This window comes from Aeromonas allosaccharophila, assembly GCF_016026615.1.
Classification (GTDB): Bacteria; Pseudomonadota; Gammaproteobacteria; order Enterobacterales; family Aeromonadaceae; genus Aeromonas; species Aeromonas allosaccharophila.
The window spans coordinates 3,517,501-3,544,257 of sequence record NZ_CP065745.1; the positions used below are offsets into that span (position 1 = coordinate 3,517,501).

Sequence of the window (26,757 nt, forward strand, 5' to 3'; positions counted from 1 at the left end):
AAGCGTAATAGCTCACTAGTCGAGTCGGCCTGCGCGGAAGATGTAACGGGGCTCAAACCAGGCACCGAAGCCGCGGATTCATACTTATGTATGAGTGGTAGGGGAGCGTTCTGTAAGTCTGCGAAGGTGTATCGAGAGGTATGCTGGAGATATCAGAAGTGCGAATGCTGACGTAAGTAACGATAAAGGGGGTGAAAAGCCTCCTCGCCGGAAGACCAAGGGTTCCTGTCCAACGTTAATCGGGGCAGGGTGAGTCGACCCCTAAGGTGAGGCCGAAAGGCGTAATCGATGGGAAGCAGGTTAATATTCCTGCACGACTTGTAATTGCGATGGGGGACGGAGAAGGCTAGGTGGGCCAGGCGACGGTTGTCCTGGTGAAAGTGCGTAGGTGGTGTTTCTAGGCAAATCCGGAGACACAACACTGAGACACGAGACGAACGCACTACGGTGCGGAAGCCATTGATGCCCTGCTTCCAGGAAAAGCCTCTAAGCTTCAGATTACAAGTCATCGTACCCCAAACCGACACAGGTGGTCGGGTAGAGAATACCAAGGCGCTTGAGAGAACTCGGGTGAAGGAACTAGGCAAAATAGAACCGTAACTTCGGGAGAAGGTTCGCTCTTGACAGTGAAGTCCCTTGCGGATGGAGCAGTCGGGAGTCGCAGTGACCAGATGGCTGGGACTGTTTATCAAAAACACAGCACTCTGCAAACACGAAAGTGGACGTATAGGGTGTGACACCTGCCCGGTGCCGGAAGGTTAATTGATGGGGTTAGCGCAAGCGAAGCTCTTGATCGAAGCCCCGGTAAACGGCGGCCGTAACTATAACGGTCCTAAGGTAGCGAAATTCCTTGTCGGGTAAGTTCCGACCTGCACGAATGGTGTAACCATGGCCATGCTGTCTCCACCCGAGACTCAGTGAAATCGAATTCGCCGTGAAGATGCGGTGTACCCGCGGCTAGACGGAAAGACCCCGTGAACCTTTACTACAGCTTGGCACTGAACATTGAACCTACATGTGTAGGATAGGTGGGAGGCTTTGAAGGCGTGACGCCAGTTGCGCTGGAGCCGTCCTTGAAATACCACCCTTGTATGTTTGATGTTCTAACGCAGGGCCCTGAATCGGGCTCGCGGACAGTGCCTGGTGGGTAGTTTGACTGGGGCGGTCTCCTCCCAAAGAGTAACGGAGGAGCACGAAGGTTGGCTAATCCTGGTCGGACATCAGGAGGTTAGTGCAATGGCATAAGCCAGCTTAACTGCGAGACGGACAGGTCGAGCAGGTACGAAAGTAGGTCATAGTGATCCGGTGGTTCTGAATGGAAGGGCCATCGCTCAACGGATAAAAGGTACTCCGGGGATAACAGGCTGATACCGCCCAAGAGTTCATATCGACGGCGGTGTTTGGCACCTCGATGTCGGCTCATCACATCCTGGGGCTGAAGTCGGTCCCAAGGGTATGGCTGTTCGCCATTTAAAGTGGTACGCGAGCTGGGTTCAGAACGTCGTGAGACAGTTCGGTCCCTATCTGCCGTGGGCGTTGGATGATTGAAGGGAGTTGCTCCTAGTACGAGAGGACCGGAGTGAACGAACCTCTGGTGTTCGGGTTGTCACGCCAGTGGCACTGCCCGGTAGCTAAGTTCGGAATCGATAACCGCTGAAAGCATCTAAGCGGGAAGCGAGCCCTGAGATGAGTCATCCCTGACCCCTTGAGGGTCCTAAAGGGCCGTTGGAGACCACAACGTTGATAGGTGGGGTGTGTAAGCGCGGCGACGTGTTGAGCTAACCCATACTAATTACCCGTGAGGCTTAACCATACAACACCCAAGAAGTGTTCTGGGCCTTGTAGCGAATGAACGAACTACTTAAAAAATTCAGTGATAGCGACAAGCATCAAGCAACATCGTTATTCACGTCAGCTTTCTCAGATTGAAGAATTTGCCTGGCGGCCATAGCGCCGTGGAACCACCTGATCCCATGCCGAACTCAGAAGTGAAACGCGGTAGCGCCGATGGTAGTGTGGCATTCGCCATGCGAGAGTAGGACACTGCCAGGCATCAATTAAGCAACTGCAGCGATGTGGTTGGTCGCGATACAACGTCAGGTTGTGTTGGACAAAAGATTTAGATAGCGCACACAGTGCGGTCTTTACCGGTTAGTGTGCTGATATGGCTCAGTTGGTAGAGCGCATCCTTGGTAAGGATGAGGTCCCCAGTTCGACTCTGGGTATCAGCACCATGAAAGCAAAAGCCTCCCTGAAAAGGGAGGCTTTTTTGCATTTGTCTCTCGGCAAAATGCCACCATATCCTCTGCTGATCTCCATTTCTAGGGGTTTCATACTTCTCCATCACTCTTCATTTTTGTGGTTCGTTTGACCACAAAACCTATTAATTTCCCGATATTCATCGTGGTTTGATTGACGTAAAACGTTTTACATGTAAAATCCGGCGCGTTTTGCCTATTACGTGGAGAGAGAGCATGGCGCAGGATAACGAATATTGTTTGGGGGCGGTTCCCGCCAAGGGGCGCAAAGGTGTGTTGTCGCTGATGCTGGTGATGCTCGGCCTGACGTTCTTCTCTGCCAGCATGTGGACCGGTGGGGCGTTGGGCACCGGGCTGGTGTTCGATGACTTCATCAAGGCGGTACTGATCGGCAACTTGCTGCTGGGGATCTACACCGCCTGTCTCGGTTATATCGGTGCTTCAACCGGTCTCTCTACCCATCTGCTGGCCCGTTACTCCTTTGGGGTGAAAGGTTCCTGGCTGCCTTCGCTGCTGTTGGGCGGCACTCAGATCGGCTGGTTCGGCGTTGGCGTGGCAATGTTTGCGCTGCCGGTGCAGAAGGCGACCGGCATCGATGTGAACTGGCTGATCGCTATTTCTGGCATTCTGATGACGGCGACCGTCTACTTCGGGATCTCCGCCCTGATGGTGCTGAGCTTTGTGGCCGTACCGGCCATTGCGTTGCTCGGCGGTTACTCGGTCTGGCTGGCGGTGACCTCGACCGGTGGCGTGGCGGCGTTGCAGCAGGTGCAACCAAGCAATCCCATCGAGTTCACCACGGCGCTGACCATGGTGGTTGGTTCCTTTATCAGTGCAGGAACCCTGACCGCCGACTTTGTCCGATTTGGTCGCAAACCCTGGGGCGCCGTCATGATTACCATGGTGGCGTTTTTTTTGGGCAACACTCTGATGTTTATCTTCGGTGCAGCTGGCGCGGCGGTGACCGGTCAGGCTGATATTTCGGAAGTGATGCTGATGCAGGGGCTGCTGATCCCCGCCATTCTGGTACTGGGCCTCAATATCTGGACCACCAACGACAATGCCCTCTATGCCTCTGGCCTCGGTTTTGCCAACATAACGGGTCTCAAGAGCAAGCCGCTCAGTGTGATCAATGGATTGATTGGTACGGCTTGCGCCCTCTGGCTCTACAACAACTTTGTCGGCTGGCTGGCCTTTTTGAGTACGGCGATCCCGCCGATCGGTGGCATTATCATCATGGATTTCCTGCTCAATCGTGAGCGTTACCGTCAGTTTGCCGATCAGCAGTTCGAGACGGTGCGCTGGCAGGCGCTGGTCGCCACGGCAGTCGGGGTGGCTGTCGGCAAGTGGCTGCCGGGCATAGTGCCACTCAACGCGGTATTGGGCGCCGCCTTCACCTATTTCATTCTGGTTCGCCTCACCCAGCGGCCGGTTCTGGTACAGGAAGCTAGCAAATGCTGATTCAACATATTCGTTTGGCCGATCGGGAAGGGTTGTGGCAGATCCGCTGTCAGGATGGGGTCATCACCGCCATCGAACCCCATGACGAACATGCCGTAGCCGGTCGGGTACTGGACGGGGAGGAGGGTCTGGCTATCGCTCCCTTTATCGAACCCCATATTCACCTCGATACCACCCAGACGGCGGGCGAGCCGAGCTGGAACCTCTCCGGCACCCTGTTCGAGGGGATCGAGCGCTGGGCCGAGCGCAAGGCGCTGCTGACCCATGAGGATGTGAAACAGCGCGCCATCCAGACACTGAAGTGGCAGATCGCCAACGGCATCCAGTTTGTGCGTACTCACGTTGATGTCTCCGACCCCAATCTGATTGCCCTGAAGGCGATGCTGGAAGTGCGGGAAGAGATGAAGGAGTGGGTGGAGCTGCAGATCGTCGCTTTCCCGCAGGAGGGGATCCTCTCCTACCCCAATGGCAAGGCACTGCTGGAAGAGGCGCTCAAACTGGGTGCCGACGTGATCGGCGCGATCCCCCACTTCGAGTTTACCCGGGAATATGGGGTCGAAAGTCTGCACTATATCTTCGATCTTGCCGAGAAGTATCAGGTTCTGGTCGATGTGCACTGCGACGAGATTGATGACGAGCAGTCCCGCTTTATCGAGACGCTGGCGACTCTCGCCTACGAGCGGGGTATCGGTCATAGAGTCACCGCCAGTCACACCACCGCTATGCACTCCTACAACGGCGCCTATGCTTCCCGCCTGTTCCGGCTGCTCAAGATGGCAGATATCAACTTTGTGGCCAATCCGCTGGTGAACATTCACCTGCAGGGGCGGTTCGACAGCTATCCCAAACGCCGCGGCATTACCCGGGTGAAGGAGATGCTGGAGGCGAACATCAACGTCTGCTTCGGCCACGACGATGTGTTCGATCCCTGGTATCCCATGGGTACTGCCAACATGTTGCAGGTGCTGCATATGGGGCTGCATGTCTGCCAGATCATGGGCTACGAGCAGATCAACGACGGCCTGAAGCTGATCAGCAGCCACAGCGCCCGCACCCTGAATGTGCAGGATCGCTATGGCATCGAGGTCGGCAAACCGGCCAACCTGCTGATCCTGCCCGCCGACAACGGCTTCGATGCGGTACGTCGTCAGGTGCCGGTGCGTTACTCGATCCGCCACGGCAAGGTGATTGCCCAGACCCGCCCGGCCCAGACCGAAATCGTGCTGGGTCAGCCCGAGCCGATCGATTTTCGCCGCTGAGATTTCAATCAGGCTGGATGACGATTAGTTCCGCCTCTGGGCACAAGGGCCGCCATTGCGACATAATGGCGGCCTGACCCTGAGGGAGTGACAACATGCAAACCTGGTTCTATGTTGCTGCAGGGGGCGCCATCGGCGCCTGCCTTCGTTTTGGGATTGCCGAACTGATGGCCTTGCTGCTGGGGCGCCACTTTCCTTACGGGACGCTGGCCGTCAACGTGGTGGGTTCCTTCATCATGGGGGTGGCCTACGCCCTCATCAGCCACGGCCATATCGTCGAGCATCCAATGAAGCCGCTGCTGATGGTGGGGATCCTCGGTGCCCTGACCACATTTTCTTCCTTTGCCCTCGATACGGTAGTGCTGGCCCAGCATGGAGCCTATTTGAAAGCGCTGCTCAATATCGCGCTCAATCTCTTCCTCTGTCTGGCCATGGTTGTGCTGGGCATGCAGTTGGTTGCGAGCCGGGTTTAAGGTGTCCGGACGCCAGTGGCTCTGGTAAACTGGCGGCCATTCTTTGCTCTATGGGTGTTTAAGGGATGTCAGAACAAGCAACGACAACGCATTTTGGCTTTAAAACCGTGGCCGCGACCGAGAAGGAAACTCTGGTAGCAGGTGTCTTCCATTCGGTGGCAGCCAAGTATGATCTGATGAACGATCTGATGTCGTTCGGCATCCACCGCCTGTGGAAGCGCTTCACCATCGACTGCTCCGGTGTACGCAAGGGGCAGAAGGTGCTGGATCTGGCCGGTGGTACCGGTGATCTGACCGCCAAGTTCTCCCGCATCGTCGGCGAGACCGGTCAGGTAGTGCTGGCGGATATCAACGACTCCATGCTGAAAGTGGGCCGCGACAAGCTGCGCAATCTGGGGGTCGCCAACAACGTCTCCTACGTGCAGGCCAATGCCGAGGCGCTCCCTTTCCCCGATAACCACTTCGACGTGATTACCATCGGCTTCGGTCTGCGCAACGTCACCGACAAGGACAAGGCGCTCGCCTCCATGTTCCGGGTGCTCAAGCCGGGTGGCCGTCTGCTGGTGCTGGAGTTCTCCAAGCCGGTCAGCGAAGTGATCGCCAAGCTTTATGACCTCTACTCCTTCAAACTGCTGCCGAAAATGGGCGAAATCGTCGCGAACGACGGTGAAAGCTACAAATATCTGGCCGAGTCCATCCGCATGCACCCGGATCAGCAGACCCTGGCGGGCATGATGGAAAATGTCGGTTTCGAGCAGGTCGAGTTCTTCAATCTGACTCAGGGCGTGGTCGCCCTGCACCGCGGTTACAAGTTTTAAGGTTGCCTATGCCGATGGATGCCATGGTCACCGCGGTGATCGAAACCAGCCTCAACCAGTTACTGGCGCTGGACAAACAGAGCCCGGAGCGGCTGCGCAAACTGGTGGGCAAGGTGCTCAAGCTGGAGCTGCGTGAACTCAAGCCACTCTGGTTTGTCTTCTCCGAGCCTCGGCTGGATGTGCTGGCCCAGCATGAAGGGGAGGCCGATGCGGTGCTCAGCCTGTCGCTGACCGCCCTCGGTCTGCTGAAAGATCCGTCCGCCCTGACCCGTTATATCCGTGAGGAGAAGCTGGATCTGAGCGGTGATCCCCAGCTGGTACAGGCATTCAGCGTGCTGCTGGGTGAGCTGGATATCGACTGGGAAGAGGAGCTGTCGCGCTATACCGGCGACGTGCTGGCCCACACCCTGTTCAGCGGTGCCCGTCAGGCGCGCCGCCTGGTTGGCCGCGAGCTGTGCCGCACCCGCAGCCAGCTGGCGGAATATCTGACCGAAGAGGCCCGCCTCGCCCCCGGCCCGCTGGAAGTGGCGAGTTTCAACGATGACGTCGAGGTGCTGGCCCAGCAGCTCAAGGCCGTCGAACTGCGGCTGGCCCGCTTCGAACAGCAGGTGACCTGATGACCCCGAAGGAGTTCAAACGCCTCTATCGCATCATCACCATCTTGCTGGAGCAGGGCATCGACGAACTGGTGCCCGCCCGCTATCAACCCTGGCCGGGTCGTCTGGCCCGTCGCTCGCTGTTCTGGCTCAAGAACAAGCAACCGGATCTCAGCCGCGGTGCTCGCATCCGGCTCGCCTTCGAGGCCCTTGGCCCCATCTTCATCAAGTTTGGCCAGATGCTCTCGACCCGCCGCGACCTGCTGCCGCCGGATATCGCCGAAGAGCTGGCTCTGCTGCAGGACCGGGTGCCCCCCTTCTGTGGTCAGGCGGCGCGCCAGCAGATCGAGCTGAGCCTGGGTTGCCCCATCGAGACCCTGTTTGACGACTTCGACGAGACGCCGCTGGCGTCGGCCTCCATCGCCCAGGTGCACACCGCTCGCCTGAAGGAGAGTGGCCGCGAGATCGTCATCAAGGTGATCCGCCCCGACATCGAGCCGGTCATCGAAGCCGACCTGCGGCTGATGCAGGCGCTGGCCCGTCTGGTGGCCCGTTTCGTGCCCCAGAGCGCGCGACTGCGCCCCATCGAGGTGGTGGAGGAGTATCGCAAGACCATCCTCGACGAGCTGAATTTGATGCGCGAAGCGGCCAACGCCATCCAGCTGCGCCGCAATTTCACCGGCTCCGAGGCGCTCTATGTGCCTGAAATTATCACCGATCTCTGCCGCGAGCAGGTGCTGGTGATGGAACGCATCTACGGTATTCCGGTCTCCGACATCCCTGCGTTGGAAGCCAACGGCACCAACATGAAGCTGCTGGCCGAGCGCGGGGTGGAGGTTTTCTTCACCCAGGTGTTCCGCGACAGCTTCTTCCACGCCGACATGCACCCGGGCAACATCTTCGTCTCCTATGAGCACCCGGAAAACCCGCTCTGGATCGGCATCGACTGCGGCATCGTCGGCACCCTCAATCGGGAAGACAAGCGCTATCTGGCGGAGAACTTCCTCGCCTTCTTCAACCGCGACTATCGCCGGGTGGCAGAGCTGCACGTGGAGTCGGGCTGGGTGCCGGCAGACACCAAGGTGGACGAGTTCGAGTTCGCCATCCGCACCGTGCTGGAGCCCATCTTCGAGAAGCCGCTTTCCGAGATTTCGTTCGGTCACGTGCTGCTCAATCTGTTCAACACTGCCCGCCGCTTCCATATGACGGTGCAGCCACAGCTGGTGCTGCTGCAAAAGACCCTGCTCTATGTGGAAGGGTTGGGGCGTCAGCTCTACCCGCAGCTCGATTTGTGGCAGACCGCCAAGCCCTATCTGGAAAACTGGATGCACGAGCAGGTCGGGCCGAAAGCGGTGTGGAACGCCATCAAGGAGAAGGCGCCATTCTGGGCTGAGAAATTGCCGGAGCTGCCGGAGCTGGTCTATGAGACCCTGCGCCAGACCCGTCATCAGCAGCGTCATTTCGACCAGATGTTTGCCGAGTTCCGCCGTCACAGCCGTCGGCAGGGGCAGGCCCGCTACCTCTTAGGGGTTGGAGCCAGCCTGCTATTGGCGGGTGTATTCTTGCTGACCCAAAAACAACACATTGAGTGGGGACAAGCCAGTCTCGCCGGAGCAGCTCTCTGCTGGCTGGTCGGCTGGTTGCGAGCCCGTTCCCATTAATCAACAACCGCGCCGTCAGGCGCCTGTTCTGGAGAGAAAGTCATGGGTGGTATCAGTATTTGGCAATTGTTGATCATCGCAGTCATCGTGGTGCTGCTGTTCGGTACCAAGAAACTGCGCGGCATTGGCGGTGATCTGGGCGCGGCGGTCAAAGGGTTCAAGAAAGCCCTCTCCGACGAGCCGGCCGATGCCAAGGCCGAGCAGAAAGATGCCGAGTTTCCCCCGAAACAGCTGAACGAAGCGGCCACTCAGAGCAGTGAGTCCGCCAAGCAGAAAGACAAAGACCAGGCCTAAGCCATGTTCGATATCGGTTTTTGGGAGCTGGTCGTTATCGGTGTGGTCGCACTGGTGGTACTGGGGCCCGAGCGGCTGCCGGTTGCCATTCGCACGGCTACTCACTGGATCCGCCTCATTCGTTCGACCGCGAACTCGGTCAAGTCCGAGCTGGAGCAGGAGCTCAAGTTGCAAGAGCTGCACAACGACCTGAAGAAGGCCGAACAGTTGCAGATGAGCAACCTGAGCCCCGAGCTGCAGGAGTCCATCGAACAGCTCAAGGCGGCGGCCCAGTCGGTCAATCGCCCCTATCAGGTGGAGAACGAGATCCGTCCGCCGCGCCCCGAGCCGGTAGCCCAGGCTGAGCCTGCCACGCCGGTGGAGCCTGCAGTGCAGCTGAGCCACGACGTGCCGCCGGTCAACAGCCAGCGGGAGAGCGAGCCGGTGCCGGTCAGCGACTCCGCAGTAAAAGGGGAGGTGAAGCCATGAGTCAGGCCGAACAACCTCTGATCAGCCATCTGGTTGAGCTGAGAACCCGTTTGCTGCGCTCCATTTCCGCCATTCTGGTGGTGTTTCTTGGGCTGATCTACTTCTCCAACAACATCTACGACTTCGTGGCCCAGCCGCTGCTCAGCCAGCTGCCGGAAGGGACCAGCATGATCGCGACGGATGTGGCGACCCCCTTCCTGACGCCGATCAAGCTGACTCTGGTGGTCTCCTTCTTCGTGGCGATCCCCTATCTGCTCTATCAGGCCTGGGCCTTTATCGCCCCCGGTCTGTATCAGCATGAGCGGCGGCTGATCATGCCGCTGGTCGCCTCCAGTGCCGTGCTGTTCTATGCGGGCATGGCGTTCGCCTACTACGTGGTGTTCCCGCTGGTGTTCGGTTTCTTCACCAGTACCGCCCCCGCCGGGGTGACGGTGGCGACCGACATCGCCAGCTATCTGGACTTCGTGCTGACCCTGTTCTTCGCGTTCGGGGTTGCGTTCGAAATTCCGGTAGCCACCATACTGCTGTGCTGGACCGGCGTGACCACCCCCAAGAGCCTGAAGGATAAGCGTCCCTACGTCATCGTCGGGGTGTTTGTGGTCGGTATGCTGCTGACGCCGCCTGATGTCTTCTCCCAGACCCTGCTCGCCATCCCGATGTGGGCGCTGTGGGAGATAGGTCTGTTCTTCGCCCGCTTCTATGTGAAGAAAGAGGATGAAGAGCAACAGGAACAACCGGATGTGGAGAGCTGAGGCTCTGTTCGTCACCTGTTTGCCGGACGGCGAGAGGATGACGAAGTCCTCAGGAATAGCAGAACGAGGGGAGCTGAGGCTCCCTTCCTCTTTTCATGCTCCCGTTCGAGGCGTATGGTGTTGGCCCATCGAGTAGATGGTTTTCAAATACCTGATATGTCTTCCTTTTGTTCGGAACGCCTCATCCCATGATCGATATCGGTTTAAACCTGACCAGCAGCCAGTTCGCCGGTGAACAGCCTGAACTGGTGGCCCGCGCCCGCGCCGCCGGGGTCGAGGCCCTGATCCTCACCGGTACCGATCTGGCTGGCAGCCGCGAGAGCGCCGAGTTGGCCGCCTGTTGGCCGGGCTACTGCTTCTCCACCGCCGGGATACACCCTCACGACGCCAAGAGTGTCGATGAGGCGACCCTGCCCGCCTTGCGCGAGCTGGCGGCGCTGCCGCAGGTGGTGGCCATCGGCGAGTGCGGTCTCGACTACAACCGCGACTTCTCCCCCCGTCCGGTGCAGGATGCAGTGTTCGACGCCCAGCTGGCACTGGCCGCCGAGCTCGGGATGCCGGTGTTCCTCCATTGCCGTGACGCCCATGCCCGTTTCATCGAGATCCTCCGTCCCTGGCTGCCGAAGCTGCCGGGGGCTGTGTTGCACTGCTTCACCGGCTCCGATGAGGAGCTGGACGAGTGTCTGGCGCTGGGTCTGCATATCGGGGTGACCGGCTGGCTCTGCGACGAACGCCGTGGTCAGCTGCTGCGCGAACAGGTGGCCCGTATACCGGCCGGTCGGCTGATGATCGAGACCGACGCCCCCTATCTGGTGCCGCGGGATCTGAAACCCCGCCCGAAACGCAACGAACCCGCTTTTTTGCCGCACATCGCCCAGGTGGTGGCGGCCTGTCGTGGTGAAGCGCCCGAGGCCTTGCTGGCCCACACCCGGGCCACCTCCGCCGCGTTCTTCCAACTTCCTCTCCAGGAGTGATTCATGGCTACAACTCTTCCGGGCGCCTTTCCGGGCCGCCGCCTGCGCCGTCTGCGCAAACATGATTTCAGCCGTCGTCTGGTGCGCGAGAACGTACTGACCGTCAACGATCTCATCTATCCGGTGTTCGTGCTGGAGGGGGAGAACCGTCGGGAAGCCGTTCCCTCCATGCCGGGGGTGGAGCGCCTCTCCATCGATCTGCTGCTGGAAGAGGCTGCCGAGCTGGTAGAGCTGGGCGTGCCCGCCATCGCCCTGTTCCCGGTCACCCCGCTGGAAAGCAAGAGCCTGATGGCGGAAGAGGCCTACAACCCGAACGGACTGGCCCAGCGCACCGTGCGTGCCCTCAAGGCCCGCTTCCCGGAGCTGGGGGTGATCACCGACGTGGCGCTCGATCCGTTCACCACTCACGGTCAGGACGGCATCATCGATGACGAAGGTTATGTGCTGAACGACATCACCACCGAGATCCTGATCAAGCAGGTGCTCTCCCACGCCGAGGCCGGGGTCGATATCGTCGCGCCGTCCGACATGATGGATGGCCGCATCGGCGCGATCCGCGCGGCGCTGGAAGAGAACGGCTTCATCAACACCCAGATCATGGCCTACTCCGCCAAGTACGCCTCCTGCTACTACGGCCCGTTCCGCGATGCGGTCGGCTCTGCCGGCAACCTCGGCAAGAGCAACAAGGCCACCTATCAGATGGATCCGGCCAACAGCAACGAAGCCCTGCACGAAGTGGCGCTGGATATTCAGGAAGGGGCCGACAGCGTGATGGTCAAGCCAGGCATGCCCTATCTGGACGTGATCCGTCAGGTGAAGGATCAGTTCGGTGTGCCGACCTTTGCCTATCAGGTGAGTGGCGAGTACGCCATGCACATGGCGGCGATCCAGAACGGCTGGCTGAAAGAGAAGGAGTGCATCATGGAGTCCCTGCTCTGCTTCAAGCGGGCCGGGGCCGATGGCATCCTCACCTACTTCGCCAAGCGCGTGGCGCAGTGGCTGAAAGAAGATGCCCGTTAAGCGGATGTGTCCGAGCGTGTAACGGATAGAAAAGAGGGGAGCCGATGGCTCCCCTCTTTCGTTATGAATGTAGCCCGGACATAACTCCGAGCTGTGCCAATCGCGGTTGATGCGAGTGGCTGAGGGAGCCAACGGCCCCCTCTTGCTTATGACCTGCTGATTACAGCTTGGTCCAGGCATCGCTCCAGGCAGAGCCGGTACCCGGTGCATAGTGGCTGGTAGAACCACCACACCAGCCGCTGTAGGGCCAGGGTTTGCACTCGAAGTTGCCACCGGCGTTGCTGACTCGATCACCCGCTTGGTAGGTGGTATTGGGGGCGTAGGCCGGGTAGTCGCCATCATTGCCGCCGTTGCCGCTCTCTTCGGCCAGGGTGACCGGGAAGCGCTGTACCACCGGCTTCTGGCCGTCAGCCAGACCGGTGATCACCACGTCGTAGCTGCCATCGGTGACGTTGTTGCCCTGCAGTACCAAGGTGCTGGTGCCGTTCACCTTGCTGCTGGTGGTGCCGTGGCTGCGGCCGTTCTGCTCCAGGGTTGCGGTGATCTGTACCGGGTTGGCGGTGGTCACGTTGAAACGGATGCTGACCTGACCGTTGACGATGGTGTAGTCGGAGCCCATGGCGCTGACGGTGAAGTCGCTGCTGTTGATCACCGGCGGCTTGTTGCCACCATCGCAATCGCTGTCGCCCTGAACTTTCCAGACGCCCCAGTCACCGGTGGTTCCCGGCTCTTCATTCTGGGTCCACCAGCCTGCCAGCCAGTTCTTGCCGTTGTGGCTGACGATGTCGCCGCCCACGTAGACCTTCTTGGCATCCCAGCTGTTTTCACAGATGGCGCCCTGCTCCTTGACGGTCACGTTGCGCTGCTGGGTCACCAGCTGACCTGCGCTGTCGCTCACCTGATAGGTGAGGGTGTAGCGGCCAACCTTGTTGCTGTCGACGCTGCCGCTGACCTTGATCTGGGCGGTCAGATCGCCATCTTCTTCGTCATGGGCGCTGACGCCGGTCATCGGATCGAAAGCGGTGCCCAGCTCCAGCGTGGTATCGGTGACGCCGCTGAATACCGGCTTCATGCTGTAGACCTCGACGCTGCGCACCTGTTCGGTGACGTTGTTGTCGCGATCGCTCACCTTGTAGGTGAGGGGGTAGAGACCGATGCGCTGGCTGTCTACCGAGCCTTCCACCTGGATCTGGCCAGTCAGGTCGCCATCTTCTTTGTCGTTGGCGGTGACACCGGCCATCGGATCAAAGGCGGTGCCCTGCTTGATGCGGGTATCGCTCACGCCACTGAACACCGGCTTACCGTTGTCGATCGGCGGGGTGATTTCCTGATCGTGAATGAAGGGGCCGTAGCTCTTGATGAAGGATTCGTTGTAGGACTGACCGGCGGCATTGCGGCCCATGTCCCAGTTGATGGACCAGGTCATCACGCCGCGCAGGGGCTGACCCTGATTCTTCAACTTGTTGAAGGCATCGAACAGATCCTGCGGATTCTTGACGTAACCGGTGGCAGCGGCATCGATGTTGGTCGGGATGCCGAACACCAGCTTGTCATGGGGGATCTTGTAGTAGCCGCGGGTGCCGTTGATCAGCGAGTCGGCGATGTAGTAGATGAACTCTTCTTTCAGGGCATCGTTGTTCTGGGCAATCCAGCCGATACCGTCGATCCAGATGCCATCGCCACCCTGGTTGTAGAACTGCGGGTTGATCCAGTCGTAGTAGCCTTCCAGCGCCCGCAGATAGGGGGTGTAGAGGCCGTTGGCGGTCAGGTAGGGGAACTCCGGCGCCATGGTGATGAGGAAGTTTTTCCCTTGGGCGCGGTAGTGATCCTTGACCAGACGCAGGGCGGCCGGGATCACGGTCTGGTTGTTGGCGGCGGTGACGGCAGCCTGCTCCAGATCGATATCCAGACCATCGAAGCCATAGGTCTCCACCAGACGGATGATCTCGTCGGCGAAGGCCTGCTCCTGACCGGTACGCAGTTCGATGTGCGCATCGGCACCACCCAGCGCCAGCAGCACGGCACGGCCCTGGCGGTTCAGCTCGGCGATTTGCTCGATGAACTGGCTTTCGCTCATGCCGGTGGCGGTATCCAGCTTGAAGGTCGGGATCGGATTGCTGCCATAGACCTTCATGAAGGAGACATCGACCACGTTGTATTGCGGGTTGACCTGATCGAGTTTGACGCAGGGGGCGGTGCCGCCCTGATAACCGGCGCCGCCGCACCAGTTGTGCCAGTAGCCGACCACTACGCCGGATTGCGGGTTGACCATGCTCTGGCCAGCGGTTGCTGCGTGCAGCATGGGGCTGGTGGCGCCGATCAGGCAGCCCAGCAGGGAGAGTTTGAACTTGTTCATCATTGCTCCGTACATTGCAAAAGGAGGCCCATCAGGGGATGGGCTTCGGGGGCAGCTCCGCTGTCATAGGAAAATCCCTTAGACCGGTGGCTTTGCGTGGTGGTCTTTCGAACCACCTTGCCTTTTTCACCCGACCTCTGTCTGGTACAGAGAATCAAGCAGCCCCCAAATTAGCCGCATATGGTAGGAGGGGGAAGATAAATTAATCAATGTGCTCTTCTGTATGTCACATTTTGGAAAAATTTAATAATTCAATGTGTTCCATACGATGTTTGCTTAAATAACGCGATGCGCGACAAGGGGCCAACGCTGATGGCCACAGGCTTGGTGAGGACTTTGGCCATCACAATCGGCGCGAGCGAACTCCTGATTTGTCGCGCGGGAAATATGGGTCACAGGCCCGGCGGCTTGTGTCATGAGTTGACGCGCAGGGGGCAGGCGGAGCGCCGGTTGTGAGACGAATGGCAAAAAGGGGGCGGGAGTGTGATTCCAGCTTGATTATTGCATGGGTTGCCCACATGTTAGAAAGCCATACAGAGCTGCTAAAGCGGTCTGTTCAAGACCAAACAAGAGGTAACCGGGATGAATAACCCTTTGCTGACAATGGATTCGCTGCCCCCTTTCAGCCAGATCAAGCCGGAGCAGGTACAGCCTGCCGTGATTCAGGCGATTGCTGATTGCAAGCAGAAGATCAGCGATGTGCTGGCCCAGCGTGAACCCCATACCTGGGATAGCCTGATTGCCCCGCTGGAAGAGGTAAATGACCGTCTGTCACGGATCTGGTCACCGGTCAGCCACCTCAACTCCGTACTCAACAGCGAAGCACTGCGCGAGGCCCATGACGCCTGCCTGCCGCTGCTCTCCGAATTCCAGACCTATGTCGGTCAGCATGAAGGGCTCTATCAGGCCTATCTGGCCCTCTCCCAGAGCGATGATTTCCCGCTGCTGAGCGGCGCCCAGCGCAAGGAGATCCAGAATACCCTGCGTGACTTCCGCCTCTCCGGTATCGGTCTGCCTGCCGAGGCGCAGCAGCGTTACGGCGAAATTCAGGCCCGCCTCTCCGAGCTGGCCTCCCGCTTCAGCAACAACGTGCTAGATGCAACCCAGGGCTGGCACAAGCTGGTGGCCGATGAAGCCGAACTGGCCGGTCTGCCCGACAGCGTGCGTGCCGCTGCTCGTCAGATGGCCGAGCTCAAGGGCAAAGAGGGGTGGCTGTTCACTCTGGATATTCCCTCTTACCTGCCGGTGATGATGTACTCGGACAACCGCGAGCTGCGTGCCGAGATGTATGAGGCCTTCACCACCCGCGCCTCCGATCAGGGCCCCAATGCGGGCAAGTGGGACAACTCCGCCATCATGAGCGAGCTGCTCACCCTGCGCCGCGAACTGGCCCAGCTGCTGGGCTTTGCCAACTATGCCGAGCTCTCCCTGGCCACCAAGATGGCGGACAAGACCGAACAGGTGGTGAGCTTCCTCACCGATCTGGCGGCCAAATCCCTGCCGCAAGGCAAAGCCGAGCTGGAGGAGATCCGCGCCTTCGCCGCCGAGCAGCACGGCCAGAGCGAGCTGGCCGCCTGGGATCTCGCCTACTACGCCGAGAAGCTCAAGCAGCACAAGTTCTCCATCTCCGACGAGCAGCTGCGCCCCTATTTCCCCGCCAGCAAGGTGGTGAAGGGGTTGTTCGAGGTGGTGAAGCGGGTGTTTGGCATGAAGGTGCGCGAGCGCCTCGGCATCGACACCTGGCACCCTGACGTGCGCTTCTACGACATCTTCGATGCCGATGACGAGCTGCGCGGCAGCTTCTACCTCGACCTCTACGCCCGCGAGCACAAGCAGGGCGGTGCCTGGATGGATGTCTGCCTGGGTCGTCGCTATCGTCAGGATGGCTCGCTGCAAAAGCCGGTGGCCTACCTGACCTGCAACTTCAACGGCCCGGTGGATGGCAAGCCTGCACTGTTCACCCACAACGAAGTGGTCACCCTGTTCCACGAGTTCGGCCACGGCATTCACCACATGCTGACCCGCATCGACGTGGCCGGTGTCGCCGGTATCAACGGCGTGGCCTGGGATGCGGTGGAGCTGCCGAGCCAGTTCCTCGAGAACTGGTGCTGGGAGTCCGAGGCGCTGGCCTTTATCTCCGGTCATTACGAGACCGGTGAGCCGTTGCCTGCCGATCTGCTGGAGAAGATGCTGACGGCTCGCAACTTCCAGGCGGCGATGCAGATGCTGCGTCAGCTGGAGTTCGCCCTGTTCGACTTCCGTCTCCATCAGGAGTTTGACCCGGCCAATCCGGCACAGCTTCCGGCGCTGCTGGATGAGGTGCGCAGTCAGGTAGCCGTGATGACGCCACCGGCGTTCAACCGCTTCCAGCACAGCTTCTCCCACATCTTCGCGGGCGGTTATGCGGCGGGCTACTACAGCTACAAGTGGGCCGAGGTGCTCTCTGCCGATGCCTTCTCCCGCTTCGAGGAGGAGGGGATCTTCAACCCGGCGACCGGCCAATCTTTCCTGAAGAATATTCTGGAGAAGGGGGGCTCGAAGGAGCCGATGGAGCTGTTCCGTGCTTTCCGTGGTCGCGAGCCCAAGGTGGATGCCCTGCTCAGACACAGCGGGATTGCCGCCTGAGGCTGAGGGCCCCGGACCGCACTGAGCTTCAAGTAGATACTTTTTTGCGGCATAGTGGGATCAAACCGTGATTTTTACGACAAAAAGGGACCTTTTGATCCCTTTTTTCAAGGCTTTTTAATATCTTGCTGATTGCATATTTGCACTGCCCACGGCTCTTCAGTAGAGTCGTGTTCTAACCTTCAAGGAGAGAAAGCCACTTGCCATGAGGCGAGCACTCGATTCCGTCTATCAAATCATCTCCAGTCTGGCTCATTCGAGCGGCCAGGGATATTTCGATACTTTTGTGAGTGAAATCGCCGCTGCTGTGATGGCTGATGTCGTCCTGATCGCCAGCAGGGAATCAAATGCTTCCTATCTGACGGTGCAGGCTGCCTACCCCTCCTCCCTTGACCCCGATACCCTGACGCTGCCCCTGACTGACACCCCTGATGCCATTACCTGGCAGGAGGGAGAGGCCTGGTTCAGCGATCGTCTGTTGCAGCTGTTCCCCGCGATGCCGCTCGCCGAGGCGTGGCAAGCCCAGGCCTACGCCGGGATTGCCCTCAAGGATGCGGATGGCGAGACCATCGGCGTATGCTGCCTGCTCTATCACCAGCCGCAGGCCAATATGGGCAAGGTGATGGGGCTGCTCAGGTTGCTGGGGCCGCTGGCCGGGCGCGAACTGGCGCTGATGTTGCAGCGACAATTGCCACAACCTGTGCCCGATGCTCCCCAGGTGCTGCAGAGCATGCTGTTTCAGGCGCCGGTGGGGATCGGCAAACTCGATCTCTCCGGCCGGATTCTCTGGGCCAATCCGGCCATCGAAAAGATGCTGGGTTATTCCCTCGACGAGCTGCTGTATCGCTCCATCTCCGACATCAATCACCCCGAAGATTGGCAGCGCAGTCTCGAATGTTACGAGCAGATCCACCGTGGCGAGCGCAGCAGCTTCACTCAGGAGAAGCGCTACTTCTGCAAGGGGGGCGAGATCTTGTGGGGGCGGGTAACCGTCACTCTGATCCGCGACGAGCAGCAGCAGCCGGACTACCTGATGGTGCTGCTGGAGAATATCGATCCTCTCAAGCGCCATGCGGAGCAGCTCAAGCTCTCCCACCGGGTCTATGACAACCTCTCCGAGGCCATTCTGGTGTGCGATGCCGACAGCCGCATCGTCTCGGTCAACCCGGCCTTCGAGCAGATCACCGGCTACAGCGGTGACGAGGCGCGGGGCCAGCGGCCCAGCATGCTCAAGTCCGGGCTGCACGATCAGACCTTCTATGCCGACATGTACCATGCGCTGGAGCGGGTGGGGGTATGGCGTGGCGAGGTGTGGAACAAGCGCAAGAACGGCAAGCTCTATCCCCAGCAGCTGATGATCAGCACCCTGCGCGAAGCCGGCAAAATTCAGCAATATATCGCCATTTTCAGCGATCTTTCCCAGACCAAGCAGGCCGAGCAGAAGATCGCGACCCAGGCCAACTATGACAACCTCACCAGCCTGCCGAACCGCTGGCTGTTTGGCCGCTGCCTCACCCGCTTCTGCGAGCGGGGCGAGCGCTTTGCACTGATGGTGCTCGATCTCAACAACTTCAAGGCGGTCAACAACAGCATGGATCACCATGCTGGCGATGCCCTGCTGCGAGAGGTGTCGGATCGGCTGGTGAGCCGGGTACGCACCGAAGATCTGGTGGCCCGCATCGGCGGCGACGAATTTGCCTTTCTGGTGCCCGGCATCGTCACCCGCCGTCAGGCCGAGGTGTTTGCCAAGCAGGTGATCGGCAGCTTCGCCCGCCCGTTTATGCTGGCGAATCAGCATCTCTACGTCACGGCCACCGTTGGCATGACCCTCTGTCCGATCGATGGCAGCGAGAGCGACGAGCTGCTGCGCAATGCCGAGCAGGCGCTGTTTGCGGCAAAGCGGCAGGGGCGCTTGATAGGCTCTTACTGTTCCTCCATGCGGGAAGAGGTGCGCCAGCGCCACCAGATGCAGCAGGATTTGGCCGAAGCGATCAAGCTGGAGCAGCTGACCATGGCCTACCAGCCGATCTGGGACAACCGCAGCGGACGGGTCGCCAAGCTGGAGGCGCTGGTGCGCTGGTATCACCCCCAATGGGGACAGGTCTCCCCTGCCGAATTCATTCCGCTGGCGGAAGAGGCTGGCCTGATTCAGGGGCTGGGGGCGCTGGTATTGTGGCAGTCGTGCCGGGATCTGGCACGCTTGCAGCAGTCCGGCTTCCCGGATCTGCAGATGTCGATCAATCGCTCCACCATGGAGTTCCAGACCATCGACCCCGAGGCGAGCGAGTGGCTCAAGGTGATCCAGCACTTCGGGCTCGATCCTGCCGACATCGTCATCGAAATCACCGAGTCTCTGCTGATGGAGAGCAGCGATCAGCACAGGGTGCGGATTGATGCCCTGCGCGAGGCGGGCTGCAAGCTGGCCATCGATGATTTCGGTACCGGCTACTCGGCCCTCAACTATCTGCGCACCTTCCCGGTGGATCTGGTCAAGATCGACCGATCTTTCGTGCGCCATATCCCCTTCAACGAGCAGGATCGGCTGCTGCTCGACGGCATCATCAACATAGTGCACAACCTCGGCATGCAGGTGGTGATTGAAGGGGTGGAGACCCGCGAGCAGCTCAACTTCCTCTGCCAGAAGGGGTGTGCCTTCACCCAGGGTTATCTGCTCAGCCGCCCGCTGGCCTATGACGACCTCACCGATTACCTCGCCCTCAACCGCCAGGGGATGAACCTCACTGTCGTGAGCTGATCCACCGCTTCTGTTATCATGGCCGCTTCTGTACGTGCCATGAGTTTGCCCCCTATGCCCCATATTCAGGTTTTCAGTGAAGTCCCCGCCCGTGATGGCGAGCTCGATGCCCTGCGTTTACGCCTTGCCGACGTGGAGTTTCCGGCTCCGTTTGCGCTGGTACTGACTGAAGAGAGGCTGGAACTGCGCAAGCTGGATGAACCCAAGCTGGGTGCCGTTTATGTGGACTTCGTGGAAGGGGCAGTGGCCCATCGCCGCAAGTTTGGCGGCGGCCGCGGCCAGTCCATCGCCAAGGCGGTGGGGCTCAAGGCCGGTGCCACTCCGACCGTGGTGGATGCCACTGCCGGGCTGGGGCGCGATGCCTTTGTGCTAGCCTCCCTCGGTTGCAAGGTGACCTTGATCGAGCGCAGCCCTGTGGTGGCCGCCCTGTTGCAGGACGGGTTGACGCGGGCGGCGCAAGATCCCGAGATTGGCCCCTGGGTCAGCGAGCGGATGCAGCTGTTGCAGGGCCCGGCGGTGGACAATTTGCTGGCGTTGCCGGAGCGGCCCGAGGTGATCTACCTCGACCCCATGTTCCCGCACAAGCAGAAGTCGGCGCTGGTGAAAAAAGAGATGCGGGTGTTCCAGTCGCTGGTGGGGCCGGATCTCGATGCCGATGCTTTGCTGCCAGCTGCGCTCCAGATGGCAGAGAAGCGGGTGGTGGTGAAGCGGCCGGACTACGCCGGCTGGCTCAACGAGCAGAAGCCGAGCATGGCTATCGAGACCAAGAGCAACCGCTTCGATGTCTACGTGATGGCGGCGCTGGCGGGGTAAGTTGCGCCCGGCATATCTTCCGAGCGACAAAAGAAGAGGGCCAACCTGCTCAGGTTGGCCCTCTTGCTATTTATTGGTTGTCAGACTGGGCTGGTGGCGCGAAGCGGATCAGCTTCTCTTCCCCTTGCCAGTTCAGGCGCAGGGTCGCCAACTCCGCCAGACTGAGCCGCTCGCCACTGTGCAGCAGCAGATACTCGATCCCCTCGCTGGCTTCGATGGTGCGGATCTTGTCATCCCACTGGTTACCCTCGCGACTGGTGAGGATCACCGGCAGTTGCCAGCTGGCGGCAATTTCGAGCCAGTCGTAGAGATCGCAGCTGATGGGTTGATAATCCGGCATGATCGGCTCCAAAACAGCCAGGTTGCTGAGTCAGGCTTCCTGTACGCGGGTCGGCCAGCCCATCTTCTGCTGGCGTTCCACTTCAAAGCGCAGCTCGCTGGCGCGCAGGTAGTGTTCATCCATCCAGCCCTTGGGCAGGGTCAGGGTCAGTGACTCCTCTTCTGCCTGCAGGGTGAAGCTGGGCACTGTGCCCTGGGTGCGGCGCATGCAGAGGATCAGCGCGATGCGCAGGATACGGGCCAGCCTGATCGCCTGACGAGCGGTGACGGCACCCTGTTTCTCCAGCGGTTCCAGCTTGAATTCGTCCCGCTGGTTGAACAGCAGGGCCGACAACAGCTTCTTTTGCGCAGGGGTAAAGCCCGGCATGTCGATATTGTCGATGATATAGGCGGCGTGTTGCGGCGCCTTCTTGTACTCGATACAGAGGCCGATCTCGTGCAGCAGCGCGGCATAACGCAAGATTGGGCGACCGTAGCGTTTCGAGAGTCGCCAGGTCGGTTGCAGCTGGTTGAACGCTTCGACGGCGGTATCGCGTACCCGCTCGGCGTGCTCTTTATCCAGCTGATAGCGGCTGATCAGGCTGTCGGCGGTGCGATCCCTGGCATCACAGTCGTGATTGTTGCCCAGCAGACCGTAGATCAGTCCTTCACGCAGGGCGCCACCCGCGAGGGTCATGCTCTCGATATTCAGGGTTTCGAAGATGGCGATCAGGATGGCGAGGCCGGAGGGGAACACGGTCAGTCGCTCGGCCGCCAGCCCTTCCAGTTGCAGCCGGTCCAGCTTGCCGCAGGCGATGGCCTGACCCATCAGCTCCTGCAACTTCGGCAGGGTGACCCGCTCGCTCTTTCCTTGCGCCAACATGATCTCTTGCAGCGCCTGTACCGTGCCGGAGGCGCCGACACAGGTGCGCCAGCCGAGGGCGCGGTAATCTTCCGCCACCTTCTCCAGCACTGCCTTGGCGGCGGCAATCGCCTGCTCGAAGCGCGCCTCGGAGAGCTCGCCATCACCGAAGTGATTGTTGAGCCAGGTGACGCAGCCCATGTGCAGGCTGTTGAGCAGTTTCGCTTCGCTATGTTCGCCGATCACCAGTTCGGTACTGGCACCGCCGATGTCGATCACCAGCCGGTTGCCTTCCCCGGCAGAGGTCCAGGAGACCCCTTCATAGATGGTCTTGGCCTCTTCCTCGCCCGAGATGATCTCGATGCTGTGGTTGAGCACCCGTTCCGCTTCGCTGAGGAACTCATCGACGTTGGTGGCCAGACGCAGGGTGGCGGTACCCACGACCCGGATATTGTCGGCCGGAATGTCCTGCAACTGCTCGGAGAATAGACGCAAACAGTCCCAGCCCCGCTCCATGGCGGCGCGGTTGAGACGAAATTCCTGATCGAGCCCGGCGGCGAGGCGCACTTTGCGTTTGACCTTGGCGACGGTGCGCAGGGCACCGGCGACCTCGCGCACCACCAGCATATGAAAGCTGTTGGAGCCGAGGTCGATGGCGGCATAGAGAGGCGAGTTGTGCAACTGGGCCTGTCCTTAGCTCTTGCGTGGCGGACGACGACGGTTATTGCTGTTGCCGCCGCCCTGACGATCCCGCATGTTGCGGTTCACCGGCTGACGGTTGCGGAACACCCGTTTCGGCGGGGTCACGTCATCCAGCAGCGCTTCGCGGTCGTACTTGCTGACCGGAATGGCGTGGTGGATGTACTCCTCGATGGCCGGCAGGTTGAAGGCATAGTCTTCACAGGCCAGGCTGATGGAGTGACCGCTCTTGCCGGCACGACCGGTACGACCGATACGGTGTACATAGTCTTCGGCATCGTCGGGCAGGTCATAGTTGAAGACGTGGGTCACGTCAGGGATGTGCAGACCACGGGCGGCCACGTCGGTGGCGACCAGAATATCGAGCGCACCCTTGGTGAAATCCTCGAGGATCTTCATCCGCTTCTTCTGCGGCACGTCACCGGTCAGCAGACCGACGCGGTGGCCGTCGTTCTCCAGCCAGGCATGCACGTCTTCGCAGACATGCTTGGTGTTGGCGAAGACGATGGCTTTTTCCGGCCACTCCTCTTCCATCAGGGAGAGCAGCAGCAACATCTTGTCTTCGTTGGAGGGGTAGAACAGCTCCTCCTTGATCCGCACACCGGTCATCTGCTCCGGCTCGACTTGCACATGTTCCGGGTGGTTCATGTGTTCGTAGGCCAGCTCCTGCACCCGCAGGGAGAGGGTGGCGGAGAACAGCATGCTCAGACGTTCGGTCGGGGCAGGCATGCGGCGGAACAGGAAGCGGATGTCCTTGATGAAGCCGAGATCGAACATACGATCCGCTTCGTCCAGTACCACGACCTGAATGTTGCTCAGATCGATCACCTTGGACTTGAAGTAGTCGATGATGCGACCGGTGGTGCCGATCAGGATGTCGACGCCTTGCTCCAGCACGGCCAGCTGCTTGTCGTAACCTTCGCCACCGTAGGCGAGGCCGAGTTTCAGGCCGGTAGAAGCGGCGATGCTGTCGGCATCGTTATAGATCTGTACTGCCAGTTCCCGGGTGGGCGCCATGATGATGGCTCTGGGTTGGTTAACCAGACGGGGCTTGGTCAGCGGGTGAGTCAGTAGATAGTTGAATGTCGCGGCCAGGAAGGCAATTGTCTTGCCGGTTCCGGTCTGGGCCTGACCGGCGAGGTCATGACCTTCTACCAGCAGTGGCAGAGACAGTGCCTGGATGGGCGTGCAATAGTGAAATCCCTTTGATTCCAGACCAGCCAGAACTTCGGGTTCGAGGCCCATTTGGGCGAATTTGTCGGTCGTTAAGTGTGTTTTGCTCATGGCGGTAGGTTATCAGGTTAGGCTTGCAATAATAAACAGGATCATTTCAAATAGGGCAACTATTGCCTTTGTTGATATGTCAATAAAGCCTTAATTACTGACTGGAGTTGGAGATGAGTGACAAGATTGTTCAGCTGAGCGATGCCAGCTTCGAGGCAGATGTAATCAAAGCCGATGGCGCCGTTCTGGTCGACTTCTGGGCCGAGTGGTGTGGTCCGTGCAAGATGATTGCCCCGATCCTGGAAGAAGTTGCCCAAGAGTACGAAGGTCGCGTGACCGTAGCCAAACTGAACATCGACCATAACTCTGATACTCCGCCCAAGTACGGCATTCGTGGTATCCCGACCCTCTTGCTGTTCAAGAATGGCGAAGTGGCAGCGACCAAGGTCGGTGCACTGTCCAAGACTCAGCTGAAAGAGTTCCTGGACGGCAACCTGTAATAATCAAAGAGGAGCGCATTGCAATAATGCGCTCCTTGTGTTTTATCACCTAGACGCTCACCCCGATTGGTGCTAATTTATCGCTCGTTTGCTAACCTTTTTGCCTGACTCTTTGCTAACTACAGCCTGGCAATCAAATCCGATCAGCATCAATCCAGCAGACTGTCTCCTCATTCAATCCTTGCTTACAGACTTTCACCACTATGAATCTGACTGAATTAAAGAACACTCCTGTGTCCGAGCTGGTCAAGCTTGGCGAATCCATGGGGTTGGAAAATCTGGCTCGGGCGCACAAGAAAGATATTATTTTTGCAATCCTCAAGGCACACGCCAAGGGTGGCGAAGATATCTTTGGCGACGGTGTGCTGGAAATCCTGACCGATGGTTTCGGCTTCCTGCGTAGTGCAGACGGCTCCTATCTGGCAGGCCCGGACGATATTTACGTCTCCCCGAGCCAGATCCGCCGCTTCAACCTGCGTACCGGCGATACCATCTCCGGCAAGATCCGGCCACCGAAAGAGGGCGAACGTTACTTCGCGCTGCTCAAGGTCAACGAGGTCAACTACGACCGTCCGGAAAACTCCCGCAACAAGATCCTGTTTGAAAACCTTACCCCCCTGCATGCCAACGAACGTCTGCGTATGGAACGGGGTAATGGCTCTACCGAAGATATCACCGCCCGTGTGCTGGACCTGGCTTCCCCCATCGGTAAAGGCCAGCGTGGCCTGATCGTGGCGCCGCCCAAGGCCGGTAAGACCATGCTGCTGCAGAACATCGCCCAGAGCATTGCCTACAACCACCCGGACTGTGAACTGATCGTTCTGCTGATCGACGAGCGTCCGGAAGAAGTGACCGAGATGCAGCGCATGGTGAAGGGTGAAGTGATCGCTTCCACCTTCGACGAACCTGCCTCCCGTCACGTTCAGGTTGCCGAAATGGTGATCGAGAAGGCCAAGCGTCTGGTCGAGCACAAGAAAGACGTGGTGATCCTGCTGGACTCCATCACCCGTCTGGCCCGTGCCTACAACACCGTCATCCCGTCATCCGGCAAGGTCCTGACCGGTGGTGTGGACGCCAACGCCCTGCACCGTCCCAAGCGCTTCTTCGGCGCCGCGCGTAACGTGGAGGAGGGTGGCAGCCTGACCATCATCGCCACCGCGCTGGTCGATACCGGTTCCAAGATGGACGAGGTGATCTACGAAGAGTTCAAGGGTACCGGCAACATGGAACTGCACCTCTCGCGCAAGATTGCCGAGAAGCGCGTCTATCCGGCTATCGACATCACCCGCTCCGGCACCCGTAAGGAAGAGCTGCTGACCGCGCCTGACGAGCTGCAGAAGATGTGGATCCTGCGCAAGATCATTCACCCGATGGGTGAGATTGACAGCATCGAGTTCCTGATCGACAAGCTGGCAGCGACCAAAACCAACGACGAATTCTTTGACTCCATGCGGCGTCAGCAGAAGTAAGTCCGGTCACAAAATGACGAAACCGCGGCCCTGGTCGCGGTTTTTGTTTATCTGTTTTCCGGTCGCCCTAGTAGTATGAGATCCCGATGTCACAAGGATGGAGACGTCATGAAGCCTGTTTTCTGGTTGTTGCTGGGGTTGCTGAGCGCAATTCCGGCCTATGCGCAGGCTGCACCGGTTACGGTGACCGCCGAGACGCTGCAGACGCACCAGCGTTATCTGGCGAGCCGTCTGCAACAGGGGCAATTTGCCGCCATCGACTCTCTGCTGGCGACCCTCAGCCGCGAGCAGCGGGAGTTCCTGCTGCTGCAACTGCTGCGCGATATTCCGGCGGCCGAACCGGCCTCCCCCGCGTTGCAACAGTGGGTCGAGGCTCAGGCTGGCAAGGCCCCGAAGTGGCTGGTGGAGCAGCAGGTAGACGGTTTTCTGGTGCAGCAGCCGGTCTACGATTTTGCCGCGCGCGCCCGGCAGTTGCTGGGAGAGTGGCAGGTGCAGGCGCTGCAAGCCAGCTATCGCCGCCAGCTGGAGCTCGGCAGTTTCCGCTTCAAGAGCATCTATTACCGTGGCAATCCCGCGCTTGCCCAGCAGCAGCAAGCCCTGTTGCGGGCCCTCGACACCCAGCCGCAGTCGGTCTGGGTACGTGAAGCGCGCCAACTGGCGGCGCAGAATATCTATCTGCCCGACAACCGCCTGCTGCTGTATCTGTTGCAAGGTACCGGTGAGCCTGCGCTGTATGCCCGCTTGTGGCACCGGCCGGTGGATCAGGATGCACTCACGGCGTTGCTCACCATCAACCGTTTCCATCAGGGCAATGTTGCCAGCGACCTGCTGATCGCCGCCAGTGACAATCCCGGATTGAAAGCATCGGCCTTGCGCCAGCTCAGTGCGCTCTCGCCCTTGCCGCCGCAGGCCCAGAAATACCTGCTGGCCGAACTCTCCAACCGCCAATACGGCGCACTGGTGGCCGGTCTATTGATGGAGGTGGACGAGCCCCAGCTGCTCTCTGCGCTGGCCAGACGGCTCGGCCAGCGTGACACGCCCCCCATTGCTCCGAGCCTGCTGCCCGATTCGGGTACACCCGATGGACGGCCAGGGTTATAAT

Annotated in this window: 21 protein-coding genes, 1 tRNA gene, 2 rRNA genes and 1 riboswitch (1 of these 25 only partly in view); of the genes, 20 read left to right on the plus strand and 4 right to left on the minus strand. The window is 59.6% G+C overall.

Going from position 1 to position 26,757, the window contains the following annotated elements; translation table 11 throughout:
- From I6G90_RS16065 to hemB, 14 genes are all read left to right on the plus strand, one after another.
- Nucleotides 1-1,813, plus strand: a 23S ribosomal RNA gene (locus I6G90_RS16065); it begins 1,075 nt to the left of the window's first position.
- 124 nt (nt 1,814-1,937) lie between these two features.
- Nucleotides 1,938-2,052 (plus strand): 5S ribosomal RNA (rrf, locus tag I6G90_RS16070).
- A 106-nt stretch (nt 2,053-2,158) separates the two neighbouring features.
- A tRNA-Thr gene (locus I6G90_RS16075) sits at nt 2,159-2,234 on the plus strand.
- 240 nt (nt 2,235-2,474) lie between these two features.
- Nucleotides 2,475-3,719, plus strand: a complete 1,245-nt coding sequence (gene codB / locus I6G90_RS16080) for a cytosine permease (protein ID WP_197928301.1) — start codon at nt 2,475-2,477, stop codon at nt 3,717-3,719.
- The gene (locus I6G90_RS16085) at nt 3,713-4,978 is read left to right on the plus strand and encodes a cytosine deaminase (RefSeq protein WP_197928302.1); all 1,266 of its coding nucleotides are present in this window, start codon (nt 3,713-3,715) and stop codon (nt 4,976-4,978) included. The genes codB and I6G90_RS16085 overlap by 7 nt, the downstream gene beginning before the upstream one ends.
- Nucleotides 4,979-5,073: 95 nt before the next feature.
- Nucleotides 5,074-5,451 carry a fluoride efflux transporter CrcB gene (crcB, locus tag I6G90_RS16090; RefSeq protein ID WP_197928303.1) on the plus strand — a complete coding sequence of 126 codons (378 nt, stop codon included), beginning with the start codon at nt 5,074-5,076 and terminating at the stop codon, nt 5,449-5,451.
- Nucleotides 5,452-5,516: 65 nt separating this feature from the next.
- Nucleotides 5,517-6,269 carry a bifunctional demethylmenaquinone methyltransferase/2-methoxy-6-polyprenyl-1,4-benzoquinol methylase UbiE gene (gene ubiE, locus I6G90_RS16095; RefSeq protein ID WP_111809362.1) on the plus strand — a complete coding sequence of 251 codons (753 nt, stop codon included), beginning with the start codon at nt 5,517-5,519 and terminating at the stop codon, nt 6,267-6,269.
- Nucleotides 6,270-6,277: 8 nt separating this feature from the next.
- Nucleotides 6,278-6,886: a ubiquinone biosynthesis accessory factor UbiJ gene (locus I6G90_RS16100; RefSeq protein WP_197928304.1), complete on the plus strand. Its 609-nt coding sequence runs from the start codon at nt 6,278-6,280 to the stop codon at nt 6,884-6,886.
- The gene (gene ubiB / locus I6G90_RS16105) at nt 6,886-8,526 is read left to right on the plus strand and encodes a ubiquinone biosynthesis regulatory protein kinase UbiB (RefSeq protein WP_058053176.1); all 1,641 of its coding nucleotides are present in this window, start codon (nt 6,886-6,888) and stop codon (nt 8,524-8,526) included. The genes I6G90_RS16100 and ubiB overlap by 1 nt, the downstream gene beginning before the upstream one ends.
- A 42-nt stretch (nt 8,527-8,568) precedes the next feature.
- Complete coding sequence (gene tatA, locus I6G90_RS16110) at nt 8,569-8,820, plus strand: Sec-independent protein translocase subunit TatA (protein ID WP_058053177.1); 252 nt, start codon at nt 8,569-8,571, stop codon at nt 8,818-8,820.
- Between the two features lie 3 nt (nt 8,821-8,823).
- On the plus strand, nt 8,824-9,288 hold the full coding sequence (gene tatB, locus I6G90_RS16115; RefSeq protein WP_005342398.1) for a Sec-independent protein translocase protein TatB: 465 nt from the start codon (nt 8,824-8,826) through the stop codon (nt 9,286-9,288).
- Complete coding sequence (tatC, locus tag I6G90_RS16120) at nt 9,285-10,040, plus strand: twin-arginine translocase subunit TatC (protein ID WP_197928305.1); 756 nt, start codon at nt 9,285-9,287, stop codon at nt 10,038-10,040. Before tatB ends, tatC begins: the two co-directional genes overlap by 4 nt.
- Nucleotides 10,041-10,228: 188 nt before the next feature.
- A complete protein-coding gene (locus I6G90_RS16125; RefSeq protein WP_197928306.1) occupies nt 10,229-11,014 on the plus strand; it encodes a TatD family hydrolase in 786 nt (261 codons plus the stop codon).
- 3 nt (nt 11,015-11,017) lie between these two features.
- Nucleotides 11,018-12,034: a porphobilinogen synthase gene (hemB, locus tag I6G90_RS16130; RefSeq protein WP_197928307.1), complete on the plus strand. Its 1,017-nt coding sequence runs from the start codon at nt 11,018-11,020 to the stop codon at nt 12,032-12,034.
- A gap of 160 nt (nt 12,035-12,194) precedes the next feature.
- Here hemB and I6G90_RS21430 read toward each other — a convergent pair whose 3' ends face one another.
- Nucleotides 12,195-14,390, minus strand: coding sequence for an immunoglobulin-like domain-containing protein (locus I6G90_RS21430; protein WP_197928309.1), 2,196 nt, complete (start codon nt 14,388-14,390; stop codon nt 12,195-12,197).
- A gap of 47 nt (nt 14,391-14,437) precedes the next feature.
- A riboswitch (cyclic di-GMP riboswitch) is annotated at nt 14,438-14,522 on the minus strand.
- 450 nt (nt 14,523-14,972) lie between these two features.
- Here I6G90_RS21430 and prlC point away from each other — a divergent pair.
- The 3 genes from prlC (at nt 14,973) to I6G90_RS16150 (ending at nt 20,583) form a co-directional block, all read left to right on the plus strand.
- Entirely contained in the window at nt 14,973-17,015 is a 2,043-nt protein-coding gene (prlC, locus tag I6G90_RS16140; RefSeq protein ID WP_111809355.1) for an oligopeptidase A, read from the plus strand.
- A gap of 205 nt (nt 17,016-17,220) precedes the next feature.
- Nucleotides 17,221-19,770 (plus strand): putative bifunctional diguanylate cyclase/phosphodiesterase, encoded by a 2,550-nt coding sequence (locus I6G90_RS16145; protein WP_197928311.1) that lies wholly within the window; start codon nt 17,221-17,223, stop codon nt 19,768-19,770.
- A gap of 54 nt (nt 19,771-19,824) precedes the next feature.
- Complete coding sequence (locus I6G90_RS16150) at nt 19,825-20,583, plus strand: class I SAM-dependent methyltransferase (RefSeq protein WP_408628283.1); 759 nt, start codon at nt 19,825-19,827, stop codon at nt 20,581-20,583.
- 70 nt (nt 20,584-20,653) lie between these two features.
- On the opposite strand, the gene I6G90_RS16155 is transcribed toward I6G90_RS16150, so the two are convergent.
- The 3 genes from I6G90_RS16155 to rhlB are packed head-to-tail and all read right to left on the minus strand — an operon-like array spanning nt 20,654 to nt 23,746.
- Nucleotides 20,654-20,923, minus strand: coding sequence for a Rho-binding antiterminator (locus I6G90_RS16155; RefSeq protein WP_197928313.1), 270 nt, complete (start codon nt 20,921-20,923; stop codon nt 20,654-20,656).
- A gap of 30 nt (nt 20,924-20,953) precedes the next feature.
- Nucleotides 20,954-22,444 (minus strand): guanosine-5'-triphosphate,3'-diphosphate diphosphatase, encoded by a 1,491-nt coding sequence (gene gppA, locus I6G90_RS16160; protein WP_042656762.1) that lies wholly within the window; start codon nt 22,442-22,444, stop codon nt 20,954-20,956.
- Between the two features lie 12 nt (nt 22,445-22,456).
- On the minus strand, nt 22,457-23,746 hold the full coding sequence (gene rhlB, locus I6G90_RS16165) for an ATP-dependent RNA helicase RhlB (protein WP_042656763.1): 1,290 nt from the start codon (nt 23,744-23,746) through the stop codon (nt 22,457-22,459).
- 113 nt (nt 23,747-23,859) lie between these two features.
- Between rhlB and trxA the strand changes: the two genes are divergently transcribed.
- The 3 genes from trxA to I6G90_RS16180 all read left to right on the plus strand — a co-directional run bounded on the left by trxA (nt 23,860) and on the right by I6G90_RS16180 (nt 26,756).
- Nucleotides 23,860-24,186 (plus strand): thioredoxin TrxA, encoded by a 327-nt coding sequence (trxA, locus tag I6G90_RS16170; RefSeq protein ID WP_005339416.1) that lies wholly within the window; start codon nt 23,860-23,862, stop codon nt 24,184-24,186.
- Between the two features lie 203 nt (nt 24,187-24,389).
- Nucleotides 24,390-25,655 carry a transcription termination factor Rho gene (gene rho, locus I6G90_RS16175; RefSeq protein ID WP_042656764.1) on the plus strand — a complete coding sequence of 422 codons (1,266 nt, stop codon included), beginning with the start codon at nt 24,390-24,392 and terminating at the stop codon, nt 25,653-25,655.
- 108 nt (nt 25,656-25,763) lie between these two features.
- On the plus strand, nt 25,764-26,756 hold the full coding sequence (locus I6G90_RS16180; protein ID WP_182938546.1) for a hypothetical protein: 993 nt from the start codon (nt 25,764-25,766) through the stop codon (nt 26,754-26,756).
- The last annotated feature ends 1 nt before the right edge of the window (nt 26,757 follow it).